The sequence below is a fragment of the Klebsiella sp. HMSC16A12 genome, assembly GCF_001808265.1.
Lineage (GTDB): Bacteria > Pseudomonadota > Gammaproteobacteria > Enterobacterales > Enterobacteriaceae > Klebsiella > Klebsiella pneumoniae.
In genome coordinates, this window is record NZ_KV792588.1 from 1 (window position 1) to 19,657 (window position 19,657).

20 protein-coding genes are annotated in these 19,657 nt (G+C 50.8%); all 20 read right to left on the minus strand.

What is annotated here, in order from left to right; all coding sequences use genetic code 11:
* Window positions 1–30 precede the first annotated feature (30 nt).
* Window positions 31–1,242, minus strand: a complete 1,212-nt coding sequence (locus HMPREF3140_RS09860) for a hypothetical protein (protein ID WP_070552960.1) — start codon at window positions 1,240–1,242, stop codon at window positions 31–33.
* 10 nt (window positions 1,243–1,252) lie between these two features.
* Window positions 1,253–3,112, minus strand: coding sequence for a CotH kinase family protein (locus tag HMPREF3140_RS09865; RefSeq protein ID WP_050594847.1), 1,860 nt, complete (start codon window positions 3,110–3,112; stop codon window positions 1,253–1,255).
* Between the two features lie 65 nt (window positions 3,113–3,177).
* Complete coding sequence (locus HMPREF3140_RS09870; protein WP_032412024.1) at window positions 3,178–6,252, minus strand: host specificity factor TipJ family phage tail protein; 3,075 nt, start codon at window positions 6,250–6,252, stop codon at window positions 3,178–3,180.
* Window positions 6,249–6,629 (minus strand): nitrite transporter, encoded by a 381-nt coding sequence (locus tag HMPREF3140_RS09875; protein WP_025713372.1) that lies wholly within the window; start codon window positions 6,627–6,629, stop codon window positions 6,249–6,251. The genes HMPREF3140_RS09870 and HMPREF3140_RS09875 overlap by 4 nt, the downstream gene beginning before the upstream one ends.
* 12 nt (window positions 6,630–6,641) lie before the next feature.
* Complete coding sequence (locus tag HMPREF3140_RS09880) at window positions 6,642–7,118, minus strand: DUF1833 family protein (RefSeq protein ID WP_004864228.1); 477 nt, start codon at window positions 7,116–7,118, stop codon at window positions 6,642–6,644.
* Window positions 7,105–7,578, minus strand: a complete 474-nt coding sequence (locus HMPREF3140_RS09885) for a hypothetical protein (RefSeq protein WP_004884312.1) — start codon at window positions 7,576–7,578, stop codon at window positions 7,105–7,107. Before HMPREF3140_RS09885 ends, HMPREF3140_RS09880 begins: the two co-directional genes overlap by 14 nt.
* Before the next feature lie 21 nt (window positions 7,579–7,599).
* On the minus strand, window positions 7,600–10,986 hold the full coding sequence (locus tag HMPREF3140_RS09890; protein WP_070552961.1) for a phage tail tape measure protein: 3,387 nt from the start codon (window positions 10,984–10,986) through the stop codon (window positions 7,600–7,602).
* A 60-nt stretch (window positions 10,987–11,046) separates the two neighbouring features.
* Window positions 11,047–11,280: a YebO family protein gene (locus HMPREF3140_RS09895; protein ID WP_016530182.1), complete on the minus strand. Its 234-nt coding sequence runs from the start codon at window positions 11,278–11,280 to the stop codon at window positions 11,047–11,049.
* Window positions 11,281–11,353: 73 nt separating this feature from the next.
* Entirely contained in the window at window positions 11,354–11,650 is a 297-nt protein-coding gene (locus HMPREF3140_RS09900) for a phage tail assembly protein T (RefSeq protein ID WP_070552975.1), read from the minus strand.
* 11 nt (window positions 11,651–11,661) lie between these two features.
* Window positions 11,662–12,066, minus strand: coding sequence for a phage tail assembly chaperone (locus HMPREF3140_RS09905; RefSeq protein ID WP_070552962.1), 405 nt, complete (start codon window positions 12,064–12,066; stop codon window positions 11,662–11,664).
* Between the two features lie 30 nt (window positions 12,067–12,096).
* Window positions 12,097–12,801 carry an immunoglobulin domain-containing protein gene (locus HMPREF3140_RS09910; protein ID WP_070552963.1) on the minus strand — a complete coding sequence of 235 codons (705 nt, stop codon included), beginning with the start codon at window positions 12,799–12,801 and terminating at the stop codon, window positions 12,097–12,099.
* A 56-nt stretch (window positions 12,802–12,857) separates the two neighbouring features.
* A complete protein-coding gene (locus HMPREF3140_RS09915) occupies window positions 12,858–13,205 on the minus strand; it encodes a DUF3168 domain-containing protein (RefSeq protein WP_070552964.1) in 348 nt (115 codons plus the stop codon).
* The gene (locus tag HMPREF3140_RS09920) at window positions 13,202–13,651 is read right to left on the minus strand and encodes an HK97-gp10 family putative phage morphogenesis protein (RefSeq protein ID WP_070552965.1); all 450 of its coding nucleotides are present in this window, start codon (window positions 13,649–13,651) and stop codon (window positions 13,202–13,204) included. Before HMPREF3140_RS09920 ends, HMPREF3140_RS09915 begins: the two co-directional genes overlap by 4 nt.
* Entirely contained in the window at window positions 13,648–13,986 is a 339-nt protein-coding gene (locus HMPREF3140_RS09925) for a phage head closure protein (protein ID WP_032730691.1), read from the minus strand. The genes HMPREF3140_RS09920 and HMPREF3140_RS09925 overlap by 4 nt, the downstream gene beginning before the upstream one ends.
* Entirely contained in the window at window positions 13,986–14,312 is a 327-nt protein-coding gene (locus HMPREF3140_RS09930) for a head-tail connector protein (protein ID WP_077264322.1), read from the minus strand. Before HMPREF3140_RS09930 ends, HMPREF3140_RS09925 begins: the two co-directional genes overlap by 1 nt.
* 31 nt (window positions 14,313–14,343) lie before the next feature.
* Entirely contained in the window at window positions 14,344–15,510 is a 1,167-nt protein-coding gene (locus tag HMPREF3140_RS09935; protein WP_065802196.1) for a phage major capsid protein, read from the minus strand.
* Window position 15,511: 1 nt separating this feature from the next.
* The gene (locus tag HMPREF3140_RS09940) at window positions 15,512–16,192 is read right to left on the minus strand and encodes an HK97 family phage prohead protease (protein ID WP_032731020.1); all 681 of its coding nucleotides are present in this window, start codon (window positions 16,190–16,192) and stop codon (window positions 15,512–15,514) included.
* Between the two features lie 17 nt (window positions 16,193–16,209).
* The gene (locus tag HMPREF3140_RS09945) at window positions 16,210–17,484 is read right to left on the minus strand and encodes a phage portal protein (protein ID WP_064168776.1); all 1,275 of its coding nucleotides are present in this window, start codon (window positions 17,482–17,484) and stop codon (window positions 16,210–16,212) included.
* Entirely contained in the window at window positions 17,484–19,220 is a 1,737-nt protein-coding gene (locus HMPREF3140_RS09950; protein ID WP_070552966.1) for a terminase large subunit, read from the minus strand. The genes HMPREF3140_RS09945 and HMPREF3140_RS09950 overlap by 1 nt, the downstream gene beginning before the upstream one ends.
* Window positions 19,174–19,638 carry a phage terminase small subunit P27 family gene (locus tag HMPREF3140_RS09955; RefSeq protein WP_004177162.1) on the minus strand — a complete coding sequence of 155 codons (465 nt, stop codon included), beginning with the start codon at window positions 19,636–19,638 and terminating at the stop codon, window positions 19,174–19,176. Before HMPREF3140_RS09955 ends, HMPREF3140_RS09950 begins: the two co-directional genes overlap by 47 nt.
* Window positions 19,639–19,657: the final 19 nt, after the last annotated feature.

A 19,657-nucleotide genomic window follows, 5' to 3' on the forward strand; every position in this document is an offset into this window, starting at 1 on the left:
AAAACACTATCAGTAAGTTGGAGTCATTACCTACTCAACGTAGCTACAAACCCGTAATCGCTGCGGCCTGTCCATATATAAATTCGTTGTGAACACCATCCCGTAGAGCCCGGAAGGAGGAGACAACAAAATCAGGCAATTTGCAGCGGCAGTCGGATACATTGAGACCGTTTCATTGGTTCCGGCAAATACATTCCCTGCAACGCTGACCTCTGCATGCGGGAGTGCGCCAACCTGACGCAGGCGCGCTATTGCCGCAGCATTCAACCCCGAACGCCACACAAGACCGTCGCCCAGACGGTGACCACCGTTATTATCGAGAAGGGGAAGATGATATCCAGTTTTACCCAGAGTTTCGTTGCTAACCTTCGCGGATGGGTACATTTTAATGGCGTTGTTGGTAGTCGGAAGATAATTTCCGGTCACCAGAGAGCCTGTATAGGTAGGTGAAACCAGGTTACCTGTACTGGCATCAATTGCCTTCCAGTCACCGTTTCCATTATATGTCAGATTCAACGGGTCTCCGGTCATATTCGCCATCATGCCAATATCTGACCCCAAAATCTGTACCTCGTAGCCAGTATCCGGCTTGCCCACGAATCTCAGTCCAGGCAACAACGTATAGCCGTTACCCACAAGATCGCTAACCCCGTTATAGGTTCTGTCATGCCGGAATGACGCAGGACCTGAACCTGTATAAATAGTGGTCATTTTATTTGCGTTACCGTTGGTAGATTCGTCAAGAACCGTACCTGGCGCCTTTCCGTCAACACGCTGCCCATAGGCGGTATGGTCTGCAAAATCCCAGCCGAACATTTTGTCAAAAACGTCAGCCGTATTACCCATTGGCCGCATACCCAGCTTAATGGACTTCATCTGGAAAAAAGAATATTCATGGATGTTCATCATATGCCACTTATCACCCATTGCATTAATGGCATTTGCCGCATTGAAGTAGTTTGCCGGGGCTATCGGAGTCATCGCCTGACTCACCCCTTCATTATTTGATAGTGCGCATGCGAACGTGCCAACAAGCAAGGCGCTGACCTTTTTACCATTAACCAAAAATGCAGGATGCGTTCCGGTAATATTCAGCTGGGGCATGAGGCTCTCGATTGTTTCGGGCGTAAAGATATTAACAACAACCAGCTGTCCTCCAGGTGTAAAAATAGCGGTTTGCCGACCTCTTGACGCCGCTTCGATACTGCGCTTAATCTGTTCTTTACTTGAAATGATAGCCATTTTAATTTCCTTAATTATCTGAGTAGCTGTATTTAGTGTCCATCCATGTTAACCGTCTGGTGGCCCATGAATAAATTTGTTCTAGCGTGGCAAACCCGCCTGATGGAACGGTCCAATTTTTTGACTCGGCCTTCCACAGGGCCTCCGAATAGCGGCAGGAAAGGCCGTTCGCTATCTCATAGAGCGTATCGACACTGTAAACCCCTGTCCGGCGTAAAAACTGGTATCGCGCATTGATATCGGCTGAGTAATAACTGATGATTTTTTTCCAGAAAGAGCCGGTAAACATATCGTCTGAAGTATTCGTATGAATTCCCTTTCCGTCCCAGTAAAGGCCAAAGGTGGTGTCAAGGTCATAAGGCATAAAAAACCATTTCACACCATCATAGGACACAAACTGAACGTTTTTACCGCGATTGTCCTGAATCAGGTCGGTGGCAGCAATAAGCTGAATGAAAAGAATGAAATCAATAACATTATTTTTATCAAGCTTAGCGTTAATCGCATTATTGAAATCTTCACCTGCTAGTGCGCAGAATGCGACCCAACTATTAATAGCATTCTTAGTTTCATCCGTGGGGTTTTTTGGTGCTTTAAATTCATACGCGGCAGGATTATCGAATTTTGTTATGTCGAACCAGTCACCAAAATCAAGTTGAATTTTCAACGGGTCATTTTTTGGTAAGTTGTAGTTTGCTCTTTTCTTGCCAATCATTAGATCACCAATACCGTAAAATTCATTACCCACGGTAAGAACACAAGGGAAACCATCAGGATGCCCGGTCGCACCGGTTGGTGCTGATGCTACGCCGGTCAGGCCGAGATATGAATTATCAACGTCCCACTTCGGAAATCCATTTCTGGAATTCATGACACGATGCCACAGGCGATATGACATTAAGTTTCTGACGTGCGTAAAGTCTATCCAGTTCGCCTTGTAAACCCATTCATCGTGGGGCAGAAGCGAGCCGATTTTCACATCGACAGTATCATCAAAATTACTGTCCGGATAAAACTCAATGTTTAAGTTTTTCTTTGGGTAATTTGATGACGTTGCGCCCTGTACCGATACCAGACAATATAACTGAATTATCCCACCACCGCATGACACGCTGGCGATCCCCTTTACGGGCGGCGCTTCCTTTGACGTTGGCACCGTCTGGATATCGACATTAACATGTACCAGCCCGGCGGGCTCGGGCAGCATGTACAATCCCGGAATGGTCGGGTGTATCAGTGAATCACCGCCACCGCTTCGTGATTGGGGATCAAACCCATCCAGAGCGTTCAGTATTTCCGCCGTGCCGCAGGCGAGCATCAAAAGACGAAGGCGCTCTTCTTCAGACGGCAGCTCCGGATAAATTTCCGACACACTGTCGGTCAGCGAACAAATTCCGGACAGCATTCCTGTCAGCTTGTCTTCGGTGCGGTCAGTCGAAGAATAGATATCGAGAATATTCCGTTCGTTAATATTCACCGCCTGTGCTAATACAGAAACAGAAGTAACTACCCCCTGCAATGCCGTAATTGTCTCCGCCACAAATCTCTGAGAGGGCATTTTACGGCCGGTTGGTTCCAGCGCGCCGCCATTATTTATATACTCATCTGCGATGGATTCTCCGCCCTGGCTTCGGACATAAGTAGAAGACCCGTTGGGAATGTTTGCAATGTCAGCTAGCGCATCTGCTAGAGTCATATACTGCCGACCGAGAGGAACCAAGCTACGCTGAATTTCCCGCCATGAATAAAGCGGGTCCCCAGCGCGGTCTGCAACATTATCAGCAGGGCCGTTAATGAGCAGCTCAAGCCGTTTAACATTATCAATGAAAACCGCAGGAGTAGTGCTCCCCAGAGGAGGATTAAATGCCATTTCATTTCTCCAATATATTCCCGCCAACCAAAAAATGCGAGAATAAAAGTTGAGGTAGGAATTGTTTATGCGACGCTGCCTGGATATGTAGCATCGTCGTATTGATAGAAAATATCTTTATATTCAGGAGCCGTGACCTGGCAATTTCCATCACCAGCTGGCGCAATATTCTGAGCTATTCCGTGTCGAGCGCCTTTTTCACTATCACAAAACAAAAGTTTTGGCGGGTCTGTATCAGGGTCATTCATTATCCAGTCATAGGGATGGAGATCGTCACTGTATGGTACTGTGAGCGTAAATTCATCAACCATCTGAGGAATTAATAAACGTGATGCTCCTCCGTCCTGAAATTGAATCCAGCAACGTGGATTTGTATAGCTCCAGTCCAGTGGCTCCGTGACGTGCAGCGTAATTTCCTGGAAGTCGTAAATCATCGCGTCAATCAGGCAACTTTGGGTTTTCCCGGTTGGAATGTCGTCGGACAAAATGATGTGATCACCGAAGTCATGACACCATCCCAGCATTGAAGTCGTAGCCGTATAGGTTCGACGTTGGTGGAGATATTTCATTAACCGACGCATCCCGATACGCCAGGCGCGATCTGCAGTCATGGCAACATCAATGGTGTAGGCCTCCGTTTTGCGCGGAAAAGGATTTTCCGGCGTCCGACACTGTACGGTTTCCTCCGCCCAGGTCACAGGGTTGATATATTTCACATCCACGCCATCAAAATCATCCTCCGACGGGACCCTGAATGACGTCTGCATTTCCTCCACGGTATCCTGAGGAGTAATGATCCCTGTCCAGCTTTTGACGCCCTCTCTCCCGACAGAAAGCAACCCGTCAGACAGCAGAAAATACCCCATGCCAGCCTCGGCTATTTTGTCGAAAATATCCTTTGCTGACGTGCTGTCACTGCTTGCCTGGTGATCAAAATATTCTCCCCTTGGCGTCCAGTAGGTAGCCTCCAGCGTACTGAGCGCCGCAATGTCGATCTGGTCGTCGCGATATCCAAGACTGCGGGCAAGATGCAGGAACGCACCGCTGATTGTCCTGTCACCACCGCCATCATAATTTCGTGTGGCGACAACACTCACACGCTTGTCTGACTGGGCCGCCAGCTGGCCGCCGGTTTCAACCGTGATCCCTATTGTTGATATCCCTGCGTAGGAGGTCGGACGGGAAAGCAAACGACCTCTGAGCGCCTGCCAGAACATGCTGTCTCTCGCGTTGTTGCTCCCCTGCTCGTTACGGCGGCGGCATCGAACCTCCACCAGCCCAGGAGAGGACAGATCAAAACGCTCTGTAAAACCGAGGCCATTAATGTTTTTAAGCGCGTAAACCCCTGGCTTACTCGTCCACCCTGATCCGGAACCATAAACGCGATACTGGATTTCATACTCGACATGGCGGACCCGCTTATTCCCGTTGTTCTGGAACCCGCAAATTCCGTTTGGGAAAGCAAAGTTGACCTCGAAGGCATCCACAACTTCATTTTGCGGGCAGGCCAGAAAGGGGCCGAGCCAGGTTTCATTATCGTTAATACCAGACGCGGCAAAATCCACGACGGTACGGGTCATAAAGCCTGACCAGGTGCTGTCAACGACACCGTTAACCACACGCTGTACGGTCGCAGAGGGACCATCAGTAGACGCTATCTGGTATTCGTTGCCACGGTGCGCCAGGGAAATCCGCTGGGTGCCTTCCGGCAATCCGGAAAAGGCAGTGCCAGAATCGTATGCCAGCGTGACGCTGGCTGTTACCGCAGGGCTTCCGCCACTGGAGGCTGCACCAGCAGTAAATACCGGGCTGTCACCAAATACTGACGCAGGCAGGAAAGATGACGTAATGGAACCGCCACGCCAGGGGCTGGAGATCTCGACGATACGTATCACGCCGCCATCATCCTGAGCAATGAGCCCCGAACCATTCAACCCGCCATTAATCGCTGCGAGCAAGCCAGACATTGTGCCGTAGTTGGCGACCAGAGATATGGTATAGGTGATACCCTGCCAGGTCAGAGAAAAGGTCTGGCTGGTTGTCGTAAAGTCATACGTTGACGGCGACGCACTGGCGCGTAATACCGCAGTCGCTCCTCCTGTTCCCGGAACGGCGTCCTGGTGAGGGGTATGCGTGGAGATCTGCAGATCATAGTCAGTACCGTTAAACGTTAGGGTGACAGGCATTCCGCTGAATGGCGCAATCTCTGACACGACGTCGCCTGTCAGCACGTTAAAGCCGCCCTCGATGGATACCTGATAATTCACTGGCGCTTTCAGGGTGACAATTGCACCGGCGATCCAGCCAGGAGGAAGTTTGTTCTCATCCTCGTCTTCATCATTATCATCATCGACATCGAGGCCAGAAAACGAGACAGAGGCACCGCTGACGGTCATGGCATCAGCAACGATATCACTGGCTTCAGGGGCAGTCTGAGCCATATCGAGGCCGCTGCCGCTCGACGTTCCCCCGACTTCCGTTGAGTTGAACCATATCTCACTGCGACGGTCCCCAGCCACATTATCGCCAGGCCCATAGCTGGTATATGAAAAGCCCTCACCTAAGGTCAGCGCCGGAGTTTCTCCTACCCGAAAATCTCCACCGGTATAGGAGAAACGCCCATATCCAAGGCAGACAAACATTTCTACCGTCATTCTGGTGGGATCAGCGGGGTCGAATCGCGTTACCGGCTGCACCAGGTAATCCGGGTAAATCCGGTTTCGCCCGAACGCCTCCCTAACGGGATCACCGAGTTTTGCGGTGTTTGCCCGCGCCGGGTTCAGATCCAGCGATGAAGCGTTACTGGATGAAAAACCGCCCAGCTCTGGTTTAGGGGCAAAGAATAATGCATAGGCCGTAGACGCAATGGATACGGCCACCGAAACCCACGCGGCAATTTCAAGACCCGTGCCATACGGAATGGGATATATTCGCACGTCACTGTCTGGCCGCAACAAACATAACGGCCATTCCGCCGGGGGGACTGCCTGGCCGTTCAGCTCGATCACGACAGGATGAGTTTTATCCTGTGAATAGCTCGGGACATTTCTGCACATCCACTCATGCAGCGTAAGCACACCATGCTCGTGCGTTTCAAGTGGTTCACCCGGTAGCCGGGACGGGTAAAACTTTATCGTCATTGCCAGAACTCCACGCGGTTAAAGCGGCGGATAAATCGCGCCAGTGGCAGAAACGTAACCCCCGAGCCTGGATTACATTCCGCGACCTGCAGCTGGTTATCGAGCATTACAACGATCCCGACATGGGAAACTGTTGAGCCCGAATAGCAGGCCACTCCGGCACCTTCACAGGGGTCACAACGTTTCAGCGAAAGCATCAGCTTTCTCGCCTCCCGGTCGAGGCCCCCGCCGTCTTTGGTCACACCTGCAAAATCAGGCCATTCAGGTAGCCCCAGGTCGCTGCGTATTTCATTCACAATGCCGAAGCAGTCGAGTAGCGGGTAGGCTCTACCGCCCTTCTGCCATTTAACAGAACGGTATTTATCAGGATTAAACATATTTGCCTCAGGTTAGTAACGTAAGCCCGGATGCTCGGCGAGGTTGTAACGTTTACGGGGCCAGGCTGTTTTGAGGACATTCATATAGCCTGCCGTGACCTGAACTGCTGTCGGGGTCCAGGAGCCGGATTTGATATCGAGCGTATACGGTGATGATGCCGGAGCAGACAGATCAGATGAAATGTACCGCCGGAATGTCAGCGTGGCTGATTTCATTTCATCCAGAATTTTATCGATCGCCTCAGAAACCCTTCCGTCAATATTGCTGATAGCAAACTTTAAATCCTGTGTCCCGTCGGCGTTCCTGGCTGGTAAGGCGATATCTATCGCGCTGGCATCAAACGTCACCGGCTGACCATTTTCCAGCGTCACTGAAACGTCATCCCAGCCACTGGTCAGCCAGTAGTTATCATCGCCTGCGGATATCTGCAGCGTATCGTGAATAACCTCCGATCCGCTGCTGGCATATAGTCGCTCAAGAATTGTCATGCTTCGGCCACTCTCTGTTAAGCGCAATATCCAGTAACGACTGGCCCGCCAGCCATTCCGGGTAATTTCCCCAACCAGAAGGCGGTAACGGGCGCTCCCATAATTCCAGCGTTGCGCTGTACTGCCAGTATTTTGGCGCGACCAGCGTCGGCCCTTCGTAAATATCCACGAACCTGGCTTTATAGGGCTTTACCCCGACTGGAGTCTGGAGTTTCAGATAGAACCAGGACTGGCCATCTTTAAGCGCATCCCTGAAAAACGCCTCAAACACCTGCGCCAGAGCATCAGTTTTAAAAATCCATTTAACTGATGCCTGGGTGGGTGTTGAGGTATATCGCCTTCGTTGTTGAGCGCGACCGGACGTCATCTCCGTTCGCAGTAAAGGTGATATAGGCTTAAACCCGTACCCGTCCATAAGCGGCATGGGCAGGTATTCATCCGGGTAGAAAATATCTGCCATGAATATTCCCTCCGGGCAGGTCTATCTTGGTTTTTTAGATTGGAGATTTGAATAAATAGCCCGACCGAATTTCTTCTGGGGGTTATTTACTTCGGCGGTTAAGGTGTTAACTATCCGCTGTTCCAGAGCGTCATTCCTTCGCTCAATTGCCTGCATCGTTATGTCATCCGGTTTACCGGTGAACGTACTTCTGGCATCTACGCTGACAGCAATTCGTGGCTGTGCCTGGATCTGCTTCGCAGCGTTCTGTACCGCCGGAGATTCCCGCCCAACAGCTCTGACCCCAAGCGAACCATCAGCGCCACGGGTAAGGGGCATGATGGCTTCCGGCCCGGCCTCGCCGAATACACCTGCCCCTTTCGCAAACGCAAAATATTGGGGAGTGCTGTAAACACCATTGCTGTAGGCAGAAAGTGACGGAGAATCGTAAACGCCTCCGAGAGCGTTAAATGAAAAATTAGCTCCCGCGCTTTGAATAGCACTCCCAACACTTGCCCCACCGCTAGCTCCGCCAAAAAGACTACCGAACAATCCACCAGCCCCACCGCCAAATGAAGCCATAATCGCTTTAGTGATCAACGCCTGTGTTGCCATCTGGATGAGCGTCTTAATCACTGTTTCTCCCAGGGAAGAGAAAATATTCGACATACCATCTTTAAACGAAGCGGCGCCCGTTAGGACGTTGGTCAGGTTGTTGGAAATAGAGTTAGTGGTGGCATCCAGAATTTCGCTGGTTGCAGTGGCAGCCATTGAACTCAGATCAGAAGCCTGATCGGCATAATTCATCAGGGAATCGCTGACCCCTGACCGCCAGTCTGACTGCTGTTCATCGGTTTTTTTGTAATACTCCTCCTGAATATCCAGGCGTTCGGCAAGCGCTGTTTTAAGCGCTTCCGTTTGCTTTTTATACAGGTCTTCGGAAATCTGCCCACGACTGAAATCACGCTGTAAATCACGCTGCTGCCTCAGAAAATCAGCGTGAATATCCGCCATTTCCTTCATTCGATCACGGGCTTTATCCCCTTGTCCCGCGCCGAGGAAAACGATATTCCCCCTTTCCCGGGCGGCAGCATTACTGTCGGCCAGACCTTCGCGGAATGTTTTTAACTGTTCAGCGATATTTTTCTGATCAATAAGCGCAGCATTGTGCAGCAATGTTTCCTTTTTGGATTTTTCAAGCGAAGATAATTCCCCCTGAGTAACCTGATATTTCATCTTTGCCAGTTCAGTATTTTGGCTGGAAAGAGCAATTTGCTCCCGTTGCTGTTTAATCAGCCGGGTATAGGTATCTTCGGTTTTCTCCGCCTCGGTTTTCCCATGCCTTCCTTTTGGCTTTGGTTTATTTTCCTGGTTGTTTCTCCATTCATTCAGGCCGTTATTAATCAACTCCTGCCGTCCGGTCTGAAACTGAGGGTCGTTAGTTAACCCCAGGTCATCCGCAGCGTAACCCAGTCGTGCGCGTTCTTTATCCTCACCTTTGAGTTTTGAAAGCGCCAGGTCACGGCGGCTTTTTTCCAGTGCAGCCGTTTGCTGGGTTGTCAGGTCTACCTGTGGTAAGCGTACTGGTGCGTTTACCAGCCCCTGCCGGGCCATGAGAAGATTATTTCCGAGACCCAGAAGACGGTTAAATTCCGTATGCTCACCGTTCATCATTAATAACGATTGATAAGCTGAATTTTGTTCTGCAGCCTGCTGCCGGATTAATGCTATTCGCCTGTTCTCTATCCCCTCCAGTACCGACTGGATCGACTCAGACTTAGCCTGCATCTGAGCTAACCTCTCCTGTTCAACGGCAAGAGCGGAAGTCGCTTCTTCCAGACCACGGGTGACCGCTTCGACCGAAGTCAGGTGGTTTATCATGAAACCGCCACTGGTTGTTGGTCCGGGGTTAGACAGGACATACTGATAGCCCGCGATCTCTTCCTTCAGGCTTTTTACTTTTGATGCTTGGGCATCAACAAGAAGGTTTTGCTCCTCCAGCGCCTGACGGGTTTTGGTCTCATTATCAGAAACTTCGGGCAGGGACATTGATTTTGTCTTTTCACGGACTGCATCAATGGTGTTTGCATATTCCTGAGCGGATAATCTGGCCTGTTCCTGATTCTGGTACATCGTGTACCAGGCACCGGCACCAAGCAGAACCAGCCCTGGAATACCGCCAACGAGGCTTAATGCTCCACCCATGAGCCGGGAACCTACAGCAGTAACCGAGTTCAGCGCAGTCTGAGCGGATACTCTGGCCTGAATATTACGGTTAAGTGACTCCTGCGCCAGTGAGAGCCGTTTTTCTGCGGCGGCCTGCGCGTCTGTACCCCGCGCCGCTGCCAGTGCCTGCTGGGCACGATAAACTGCAGCACGCGCGCGAGCTGTCGAAACCTGCGTCCCTCTGACCTGGGCTTCAGCTAAAGCTACTTCACTTTTTGCAGCGTTAATAATCCCGGCTGTTGCAGAGCTGGCACCAAGAGCCATATTTCCCAAATATCGGGCTGCACCAACGGCAACAAGCGCTCCGGCAGCAGTGGCGACCTGATCAATATTGTTGGCTACGCCATCAAGTAATCCGGTTAGGGTATTTGTCGCGCCACTAGCTTCATTAGCTCCACCGACCCATTGCATAAAAGCGTTTTCAACTTTTGTTGCCGACGATGAAACAGTCTGCGGCAATTCACCATATTCATTCCGTAGCTTACCAAGCTGGCTGATGAGGGCTGGCACTACTTTATCAATGGTTAACTGCCCCTGATCCGCCATAGATTTAAGGTCTTTACGCGCAACCCCCATCCCTGCCGCAAGCGCCCGTATAACCCTGTCGCCGCTCTCGTTGACGGCATTGAATTCTTCACCTCTCAGCACGCCCTGCGCCAGAGCCTGGCTAAACTGAGTGATGACCGAACTGGACTCCTGAGCATTCGCGCCAGAAAGTTTTAAACCAGTAGAAATAGCCTCAGTAATATCCAGCACCTGGCTGGAGCTGTAACCATATTCCCGCATTGAGGCTGCTGAACGGGAAAATAAATTAGCGTTGTCAGAAAAAGATGTACCCGTTTTCTGACTGATATCCATCAGCTGTTTTTGAGAGCTGGTAAAATCATCAGTTGATTGAGATGCCTGTTTTAGGCGGGCGTTTACTGAATTCCATTCATCAGCCAAGGCTATTAAATGCCCCGTAGCAAAAGCACCAGCAAATGCCCCGGTTAACCCCAGTGCGGTAGCCTTTGCTGACTCCATCTGGTCAGTTAGTTCAGCAACAGAACGGCGAGTTTCCCGAACTGAAGCCGCAGCCTGCCTGCCGCCATTCTGCATTGTCTTATAATAATCAGCCCCCATACGTGACGCGCGGGCTATCTCGGTCTGGAATGACTGAGAGTTAGCAGAAACTTTAATGATAAGTTCACGCAGGGTTGCCATTTCATTTCCTCAGAAACAAAAAGCCCCACATTGTGGGGCTTTTTTATGATTTCAATATTATTAAATTAAACCAGCTTTTTTCCTTGCTTCTTCCAGATAATCTTTTTCTGGTTCCTCTTTTTTATGAGCAAGTGCAATCAGAAGATCAATTTGAGCACTTTGCTTTTCAGAGATTTCTTTAAGCATAGCGATCTGATCATTAGCTCTTACGCTTCCTCTGTTCAGGAAATACCAGATAACAAGATCAATAAGGCGAGCAAAAACAAATAATAATATCCAGCCAGTAGTAGTCATTTAAAGCACTCCGTGTGTCAAAAAAAACAACATAACACCTGTTATGAGTGGCATCCACACGAATTATTACTGGCTATGCTGACGCAGCCAGCAGCGCCGCTTCCAGCCCTGCAAAGGGATTGCCGCCGTCGTTTACCTCAATCTCTTCTGTGCTCCACTGAAGCTGAGCATCTTCAATGGTGACTTTAACGCCCTGCGCTCCGTAAACCGCAGATACCAGCTGAGCATTGAGGATATCGCCGCGAATATCGCCGATTGGGCTGATACGGTCGTACTCAGCCCACATCCTGAATTCGCCAACCGTCATGGTTTGTCGCAGTTCGCCCAGCGTGCGGCCCATCCGGAGCGCCAGCGCCATCAGGAACTGCATGCCAGGCATTTTTACTTTGCTTTAGCATCATCCGCGTCACGAATGAGATCAAGTGCCTGCTTCAACAGCCGGGAATGCACAGGGCCATAGATCGCTTCAACCTGTTCGGTGTCATCGACAGTAAAGACGGGCTGCAGGTCGGTATCCAGCAAAATATCGATGAAAAGCGTGACGTCGGCCCGCATCGTGCGGAAGGCTCGTTCTGAAGGGGTCAGTTCTGGTGCCTCCTGAGGCTCCTGCCCTTCCGGTAGTTTGGGTGGTTCCGGGCTGGCAATGCCCTGCCAGCGAATCCAGGCTTCTGCTGATGGCTCACGAATGATGACTTTGGCGTTATCCCACTCCGGAACGGGGACTTCTTTTTTACGAAAGCCCGCCATCGGTGCCAGTGCCAGTGCTTTAAGACTCGGTTTTGACATTAATTTTATCGCCGGTCTCCCGGCGCTCCGTTAATTGATGGTGACGGTGCAATCAGAAGAAGTGATCACAGTGCCATCGGCATCAGTAACCACGCAGGAATAAACCCCGGCATCACCGGATACAGCGCTGGCTTTCGTAAACGTTGCGCTGGTCTGGCCGCTGACCGTCGAGGTGCCCTTTTTCCAGGCGTAGGTATAAGGTGCCGTACCGCCCTGGACGACCACGCCCATGGTCAGGGCGCTTCCTGCCGCGACCGTTTGGGACGCCGGAAGGTCAGTAGCAAACGACAGAACTCCTGGGGCGTTAATATTGGTGGGTTTACCTTTCAGACGCAGCGAGAACGTTGCAGCAACCACGCCATTGGTTTGAGAATCCCAGGTGTGCTGACGTACCTCAGCGCGCATCAGGAATCCATTACCAGACGGGAAAATAACCTTAAACCCATAAACCCCGTCGTTATCATATGCTTCACGAAGTGCATCCTGCGCCGGGTTGCGGTAGAAGTTACCGGAAAGTGACATTTCAGACGGAGCAGGAAGGCCGTTGATATTTTCCGTTTCATCCGAACAGAGCGTTGTCACGTCAATATCGTTTTTCTGACCAGCGGTAAAGCTTGCCTGTTTGATAGTGCAACTCAGGTTTAACCAGGTTGCGTTATCCAGCTCTGCCGCGGTGACCGGCACAGAGGTAATCATTACTACCGTTTTTTGGGCACGTTCAAATAGTGCTGACATCGCAGCCTCCATAAATGAAAAAACCGCCAGCGGCGGTCGGATTGGATTGGTTTTTGTCAGGCAATGACCGTTATTTCGAGGGTTGCCCGATGAAGATGGGTTGTCGTGTCGTAGCCAGGAATTTTTGTCACCTCGACAGGTGAAAGAACCTGCAGGCGAGCCAGGGCGTCCAGGCGTAACGCTCTGGCTTCGTCATTCGTTTCAGCCCATACATCAACCTGAATGCGCAGTGTCGACTCTGCCTGGCCGCAGAAAACATCCCCGGCAACATCAGTCGGTATCGAGAAAATGACATAGGGAGTGGAAACTGCAGGAAGTCCGTCGCTGCCTAGCGGCACCACATACGGATAAACCCGCCCGTCTGCCAGCGTTGACAGCAGGTCATGGAGATCATCCTCTGTCATTTTGATAACACCTCATCGATAGCCTGATTCATCCGCTGCATCGCCACCTGCGTAGCTTCTTCCATGCGGGTATCAAAAGCTGGGCGAACAAACGGATGTGCAGGCGCTGTAGATGTTCCCAACTCCACGAAGCGCCAGTAAAACGCATTCCGCTTGTTGCTGGCCTTCATTGTATTGCCGCTGTTCCCCGTTCGCGGGTTAACGCCACGAATATGCACCCCAGATGAAATTTCACCGCGACGGCGACTTTTCTGGGTGACGACAACAACGTTTTTCTTCAGTTTTCCGGATTTCTCAGGAGCGCGATCAATCACCTCCTCGCGGAGCAATTCGGCACCAGCACGGGTCGACTCCCGGAGAACTTTATTATTTTCGGCCTTGCTGAGTGTTTGCAGATCGCGGGCAATATCCTGCAACCCGGAAAAATCCAGATTCACATCAATCATTTTTCGGTCCCCTGTTTGCAGAGAATTTCCAGCCGGGTACCTTTTATATCCGGAACCGGAGGACCGGTAACGTTCAGGATGGCGTCTTTGAATGGACCTGTCAGCACCTTCAATCTTGACCTGGCGGTGATCTCATGATGGTAGCGGGTCCATACACGAATTGTTGCATCGGCCTGTTCTGCACCAGCAGACAGCAGTTCCCGCCCACTGATGCCTTTCACCTCTGCTGAAATGGTTTTTCCCTCAAGCCATTGCTCAACCGGCTGTCCAGAAGGAGTTCGCGTGGTAGAAAAGTTCATAATTACTACGCGGTGCACAAAACGACCTGGCTCCATTATACCCCCTCGACTACATCAGTTTCGCCTCTCCAGTTTCTTACCTGAAATAACAGATCATGGGCCCTCTGGTTGGCATAAAGTTGAGTCTCTGTCTGCGCTCCGCGATGTTCAAAGGCATCACAGAAAAATAAGAGCATGGCGCTGACAACCTGGGAAGGGAGATCGTCGGGCTGTTTCCAGCGTGGTTCGTCGCAATATGTCAGACAGTAATCCAGCGCACCCTGAGCGTAACGGGCAATAAGCGCATCGCGGTCATCTGAGTCAAACTCAATGTGCTGGCGTAATTCTTCAATTGAAACCACATCCAGAGCATTAATCGTCATGCGTTAAAGGGCGGTTTCCCGCCCTCCTCCATTAACCACCAGCAGGTTCTGTAGCAAAGGTACCTTTAATAAGCGCAGACGGGCGATAATGCGCCAGCGCCAGACGCTCTTCACACAGGATAGTGAGCATGTTTTTCACGAAGTTGTCGCGGTCTTCACGGCTCACCTCAATGGTGGCATCCATTCGATCCCAGACCTGAGAGGCCATATCAAAACCACCGACGGTGAAGGTTCCCTGTGCCTGAGCGCGTGTAGGAACGACCGGAAGCCCCCACATGATGTTGCTGGTAAACGCCTGAGGTCCGCCAAAGAGATATCGCCCTTCGTTATCTTTCAATAAGGCAATATTGTGCCAGTCACGGGGGTTGAGGATGATGCCAGAGGCGCTGAATTCGGATTCAGTTACCTGGAAAATGGCGTGAGCGATGATGTCAGCACGCGTATCACCTGTAACGTTCAGAGCCGTATCATACGCCGTTGCAACATGGTTGATACCCTCCAGGTCATCACCGCTGCCATCACCGTTTAACAACTGGCGCTCTTCTTCCAAAGCCAGGCCATACAGCAGGCGGTTGTTAACATAAGATTCAAGCATCGGCGCATCATCCATCACCTGACGGGAAGCCTGAATCCAGTGAGCAATGGTTTTAACATTGGCAGTCTGCTTGGTGAATGTGATGTCGGATTCTGGCTTGAGCGCTTTTTCCGCCACGCTTGCAGCATTGTTGGTAAAAACGTTTTCACGGACATATTCCAGTGAGTTACTGGAGATACGCCCCTGAGCCAGCAGATCACGGATGGTCAGACGTCGTAAGCCAGGCATAATGATGCCAGGAACCTGCATCGGCTGAATGAGAGACCCGGCAGATGCAGCGCCACTTCCCAGCGATTTATTAAAAGTGCTCGCTTCAAAGTTACCTTTACTGCCATTCCATGACTTAATCAGCTCTTCTGCTGCACGTTCTGAGAAGGATTTCTTTTCACCAGGATTATCAGGGCCGGAAGAAAGTCGCTGTTCGAGATCAAAGAGACGCTGACCAGTTTTGGTCATTTCCTCATTAACCTTCGCCATATCATCCTGCAACTGTTTGGAGATCGTGCCATTCTGCTCGATCTGTTTTTTCTGTTCGTCGAAAAGCCCCTGCAGCTTACTTTGTGATTCTTCCAGGGCTTTCTGAATTTGAGCGAGTTCGGACATATTAATTTCCTAATGTCTGATGAAAATTAGAGATGCTCTTAAGCAGAGCGCTGATATCTTTGTTTTCGTCGCATTCGGACTCGCTCCGAACTGCTGACTTAAACCGGGCGATAAGCCCTACTGCCTGTGACTTGCTGAGACCGACTGAATCCCTCAGCCAGGCTTCAACATCACGAATGGTTTCAATGCCGTCGATACTTTTCATGGAATCAACACCCGCAAGCTCGTTTGCCGGAAATGTGCAGACGCTGATTTCTTTTAGCCATGAAATGTTTTTGAAGATGCGGCCACCATTAGCGGGCGAAATGCTGTAGTCGTCTTTTGTTACTGCAAAACCAACCGACATTCCCTCGACCGTACCGTGAAGCATGGCTGCTTTAAGGTCACTGGCCGCGCTATTTCCGGGGGTAAGCTGTCCACGAACATAAAGACCTTTACTGTCTTCTTCGAGGGCATCCCATTTTCCAACAGGAATTTCCCATTGCCGGTGATTAAAAAACATCGCAACTTTGCGCGTCTGTTTTTCAAGCGTGTTTTTGTAGGCACCTGGAAGAATGATATCGCCGTCTGAATCTGTATTACCGAATACAGAGGCATATCCCTCAAAAATTCCCTGCTTACCATCTCCGGCGAATTTAATTTCTGTTTCATCGAAAGAAAGCGTTTTGATGATGTCAGGCATCATGGCCCCCATAAAAATTAAGCCCCGTCATTGCGGGGCTTTGTGTTATTACCTAGATCTGTAATGGGCACATATTGTGCCTGGCGCATGGCGACATCACCGCCAGGTACCGGAGGGTAGTTATCCAGCCTCCGCATTTCGTTTATTGTCCGTAATCCTGCCTCGCCCATAGCTTTCATGAAGGCCGCACGTGATGCAGAATCACCTCTCAACAATCCATCCAGGTTGTGCTCTGCGTGATATACGCCGACTTGATCCGGTTTCAATAACCAGCGTTGAATTCCGTTTTCCCAACGGGATATGTATGGCTGCAGTGTGTACTGAAGGAATCCCAGATTCTGTTGCTCGATCCCGGTTCCCCAACTGGTGCTTTTCTCCACGTCGCCTACCAGATGGGGAGGAACGCCAAAGAATCGCGCAAGTTCACTCACCTGAAATTTACGGGACGCCATTGTCTCTGCATCCTGAGGGCTGACGCCGATATCATGAGCCTGAAAATTCGCCTCAAGTATCCAGAGGCGTTTCTTCACCGGACCACCAGCGATTTCTTTAAAATTCTCCTCCAGCTGAGCACGTTGCTCTTTTGTCAGAACCCGATCCCCAGTGGTTAATATTTTGGGAGACTTTGCGCCATTAGCATAAAACTCTCGCTGCTGATCCTCCATCGCCACGGCAACACCGGCTGATTTGCAGGCGTGAGCTATTGGAGACAAGCCTACCAGGCCACTAAATCCGAAGCCTTTAAGGTGAAAAATGTCCTTTTGATTGAAATTCGCATATTCAGCATCACGCCGATAGCGATAGATAATCTTCTTTCCTTCGAGCCTGACATCCATATTTGCCGACATCAGGGGAAGCAGGCTTATGACATCTCCCACAGAATTACGCTCTATCAAGGCGTAGGCATTTCCATAAAAACAAAGCTGCATTGTCATGGCCTCGCGAAACTCCTGCGCGGTCATGTACTGATTTGGAGAGTACCGGAGCAGACGTGCAAGCGGTGTATTCAGGCCAACTTTCTTCCGGTTATCATTCTTATCGGTTTCGAAAACATCCAATGGCAAACAGGCGGTCAGGGTGGAAATAAGGGAGACGCAGCGCCAGACAGTCGATATCTGCAGAATGCGCTCATCGGTTATCTGGGAGTCGCCCAGCACGCCGCTGGCAGATACAGGGCCAGTTTGCGACCCCTGCTCTGGCGTTACCAGCCGACCACCAACGAACCAAGATGCTACTCTTGCCCACAAGCCATTATTGGTACGTAGATCAATGCTGTATTTTGTATCGTCCATCACATGCTCAACGGTTGTGAGAAGAAGTCGTCAATATCACCATCATCAGTGACATCACCTTCGGAAGCGCCTATTGCCATTGCAGAAGCCACCACACCATCAATTCGGCCCGTGCTCTTTTTCTTGGCAAATATGCGGTTTTCCTTCTGGTCTGCTTCGGTAACAGCGGAAGCTGCATTCCATCGAAGGCAGGGATTGTTTTTAATAATGATTTCGCCGTCATCCAGGCGTTGCTCGAATAACTCAATAGAATGAGGCATCCACAACCCGGATTCCTGCGCTTTATAGTAGCCCTGGCCGTGAGGTATCAGAGGGACAGATACGTTAGCCTCCTCCAGCTCCGGCTCAAGATACTTAATACGGTACTGGTCGAAAGCGATCGCTTTGATATAGAACATCTGGGAAAGGTCTGATATTCGCTCAGCAACGAAACCATATTTCACCGCTTTACCTGGAGTGGTGTGAATAAATCCGTCACGCTCCCAGGCATCATAAGGTACCCGGTCCGTTTTAGCCCTTTCCAGCAGAGTATCTTTCGGCGTCCAGAACTCTACGAGCAGGCGGCGCTTTTTCGGGAAAAACAGCGCCAGCGCCGTTAGGTCGCGAGTTCCTGAAAGGTCCAGGCCGCCATAACATTCTTCTCCCTGCAGCTCCTGCAGGTCAAAGTCCTCTTCGCACCCCATCCACACATCGCTACTCATCCAGGGGTTATCGGCATCCACCCACTGACAGAAGTTTAACCGCCTAACAATGCTTTCCTTCGACGGCATCCCCCGAGCCTGAGTAACCTGCTCACGCAGGTAGCGATCGGTAAAAGTATGACCAAGAGAGGGGTTTGCTTTTTTCCAGCAGGACTCGTCCTTGAATGGGTCTTCTCCTTCGTCCAGGGAGCAAATGAAAGAAAAGAAACTGTCATCCTCAATCGAGCCTTCGGCAACTTTACGCCCATACTCGTGATAGTCGTAGCAGACGCTGGTTTTGTCGTGGCCGCTGTTAGTGATCATGAAAATCAACGCCTGGCGACGACCTTTCGTCCCGGCGCGCATCATTTCCACAACCTGGTTGTTTTTGTGCTCGTGAATTTCGTCAATCAGAGCACAGTGTGGGCGTGGCCCTGACTGCCCATCATCCGAACTGATAGGCCGGAAAAATGAGCCGGTCTGAAGAAACGCAAGGTTCCACTCTTTCCCGGCGCCGCCTGATTTGTTTATTCGCTGCGCTAACGCAGGGGACTGATCCACCATCGCGACAGCATCACGAAAAAGGATCATGGCCTGGTCTTTTTTCGTTGCAGCTGCATATATCTCGGCACGAGGCTCCTTATCTGCTGTTAAACAGTAAAGCCCCACTCCGCCTGCCAGTGGTGATTTGCCGGAACCCTTACCAGATTCAACGTACACCATGCGAAATCTACGATAACCATCCGAGTTCTTCCAGCCGAATATCGACCCTACAATAAAGCACTGCCACGGTAGCAGGTTGAAGGGTTTACCTTCATGCTCACCGCCGTTGAGCTTCAGTACCTTGGCAAAAAAGTCGATGGCGCGCTGCGCCGATGCAACATCCCATACCAACCCGCGGGCATGGCAGGATTCCAAATCTTTGAGATGTCGCTTACAGGAATTCCTGATGTCAGGCCCGGCGATTTCTTTGCCGGAGTCTACATCCCGCGCATATTGCGTGGCGGGATCAACCGAAGAACTGGTTGAGCGGGTCTTCTTCTTTTTCTCCACCATCCACTTTCACCTTCGTTCTGGCGGCCGGAGTCAGACCGAATTCAACCAGGTAACTTTTAAAACGTCGATCAGCATCCGCCAACATTGCTACTGCCGGGTTAGCCTTAATCAAAAAACCGCCCTCGGTCTGCACGGTGTAAGTTCGCCCCTCGTCAGCAATAGTCAGGCGAAGCTGCAGAATGTCGGCGTAAATATCGCAGAGTCGTTCGAGCGCCAGCGTATCGGCAATGGTTAAAATGCCCATGCCATCCAGCAGCACGGTCAGCTTCCCCCACGCCACCTTTCCCCAGTCAGTGAGGTGCTCTGGAGGGCTTGGTATTTCTCGCGCTGGCGATGGTTCTTTGTCGTTAAGTTTGCGTTTGCCCGGGTTGCCGGTAACCACTTTGAGGTGGGTCGGTTTCGGGCGTCGTCCTGCCATCGGAACCTCCCGGAAAAAA

Bases quoted from the DNA above. Each gene is read 5' to 3' on its own strand.
- HMPREF3140_RS09860 (WP_070552960.1), bottom strand. From the start codon at position 1,242: ATGGCTATCATTTCAAGTAAAGAACAGATTAAGCGCAGTATCGAAGCG.
- HMPREF3140_RS09865 (WP_050594847.1), bottom strand. From the start codon at position 3,112: ATGGCATTTAATCCTCCTCTGGGGAGCACTACTCCTGCGGTTTTCATT.
- HMPREF3140_RS09870 (WP_032412024.1), bottom strand. From the start codon at position 6,252: ATGACGATAAAGTTTTACCCGTCCCGGCTACCGGGTGAACCACTTGAA.
- HMPREF3140_RS09875 (WP_025713372.1), bottom strand. From the start codon at position 6,629: ATGTTTAATCCTGATAAATACCGTTCTGTTAAATGGCAGAAGGGCGGT.
- HMPREF3140_RS09880 (WP_004864228.1), bottom strand. From the start codon at position 7,118: ATGACAATTCTTGAGCGACTATATGCCAGCAGCGGATCGGAGGTTATT.
- HMPREF3140_RS09885 (WP_004884312.1), bottom strand. From the start codon at position 7,578: ATGGCAGATATTTTCTACCCGGATGAATACCTGCCCATGCCGCTTATG.
- HMPREF3140_RS09890 (WP_070552961.1), bottom strand. From the start codon at position 10,986: ATGGCAACCCTGCGTGAACTTATCATTAAAGTTTCTGCTAACTCTCAG.
- HMPREF3140_RS09895 (WP_016530182.1), bottom strand. From the start codon at position 11,280: ATGACTACTACTGGCTGGATATTATTATTTGTTTTTGCTCGCCTTATT.
- HMPREF3140_RS09900 (WP_070552975.1), bottom strand. From the start codon at position 11,650: ATGCAGTTCCTGATGGCGCTGGCGCTCCGGATGGGCCGCACGCTGGGC.
- HMPREF3140_RS09905 (WP_070552962.1), bottom strand. From the start codon at position 12,066: ATGTCAAAACCGAGTCTTAAAGCACTGGCACTGGCACCGATGGCGGGC.
- HMPREF3140_RS09910 (WP_070552963.1), bottom strand. From the start codon at position 12,801: ATGTCAGCACTATTTGAACGTGCCCAAAAAACGGTAGTAATGATTACC.
- HMPREF3140_RS09915 (WP_070552964.1), bottom strand. From the start codon at position 13,205: ATGACAGAGGATGATCTCCATGACCTGCTGTCAACGCTGGCAGACGGG.
- HMPREF3140_RS09920 (WP_070552965.1), bottom strand. From the start codon at position 13,651: ATGATTGATGTGAATCTGGATTTTTCCGGGTTGCAGGATATTGCCCGC.
- HMPREF3140_RS09925 (WP_032730691.1), bottom strand. From the start codon at position 13,986: ATGGAGCCAGGTCGTTTTGTGCACCGCGTAGTAATTATGAACTTTTCT.
- HMPREF3140_RS09930 (WP_077264322.1), bottom strand. From the start codon at position 14,312: ATGACGATTAATGCTCTGGATGTGGTTTCAATTGAAGAATTACGCCAG.
- HMPREF3140_RS09935 (WP_065802196.1), bottom strand. From the start codon at position 15,510: ATGTCCGAACTCGCTCAAATTCAGAAAGCCCTGGAAGAATCACAAAGT.
- HMPREF3140_RS09940 (WP_032731020.1), bottom strand. From the start codon at position 16,192: ATGCCTGACATCATCAAAACGCTTTCTTTCGATGAAACAGAAATTAAA.
- HMPREF3140_RS09945 (WP_064168776.1), bottom strand. From the start codon at position 17,484: ATGGACGATACAAAATACAGCATTGATCTACGTACCAATAATGGCTTG.
- HMPREF3140_RS09950 (WP_070552966.1), bottom strand. From the start codon at position 19,220: ATGGTGGAGAAAAAGAAGAAGACCCGCTCAACCAGTTCTTCGGTTGAT.
- HMPREF3140_RS09955 (WP_004177162.1), bottom strand. From the start codon at position 19,638: ATGGCAGGACGACGCCCGAAACCGACCCACCTCAAAGTGGTTACCGGC.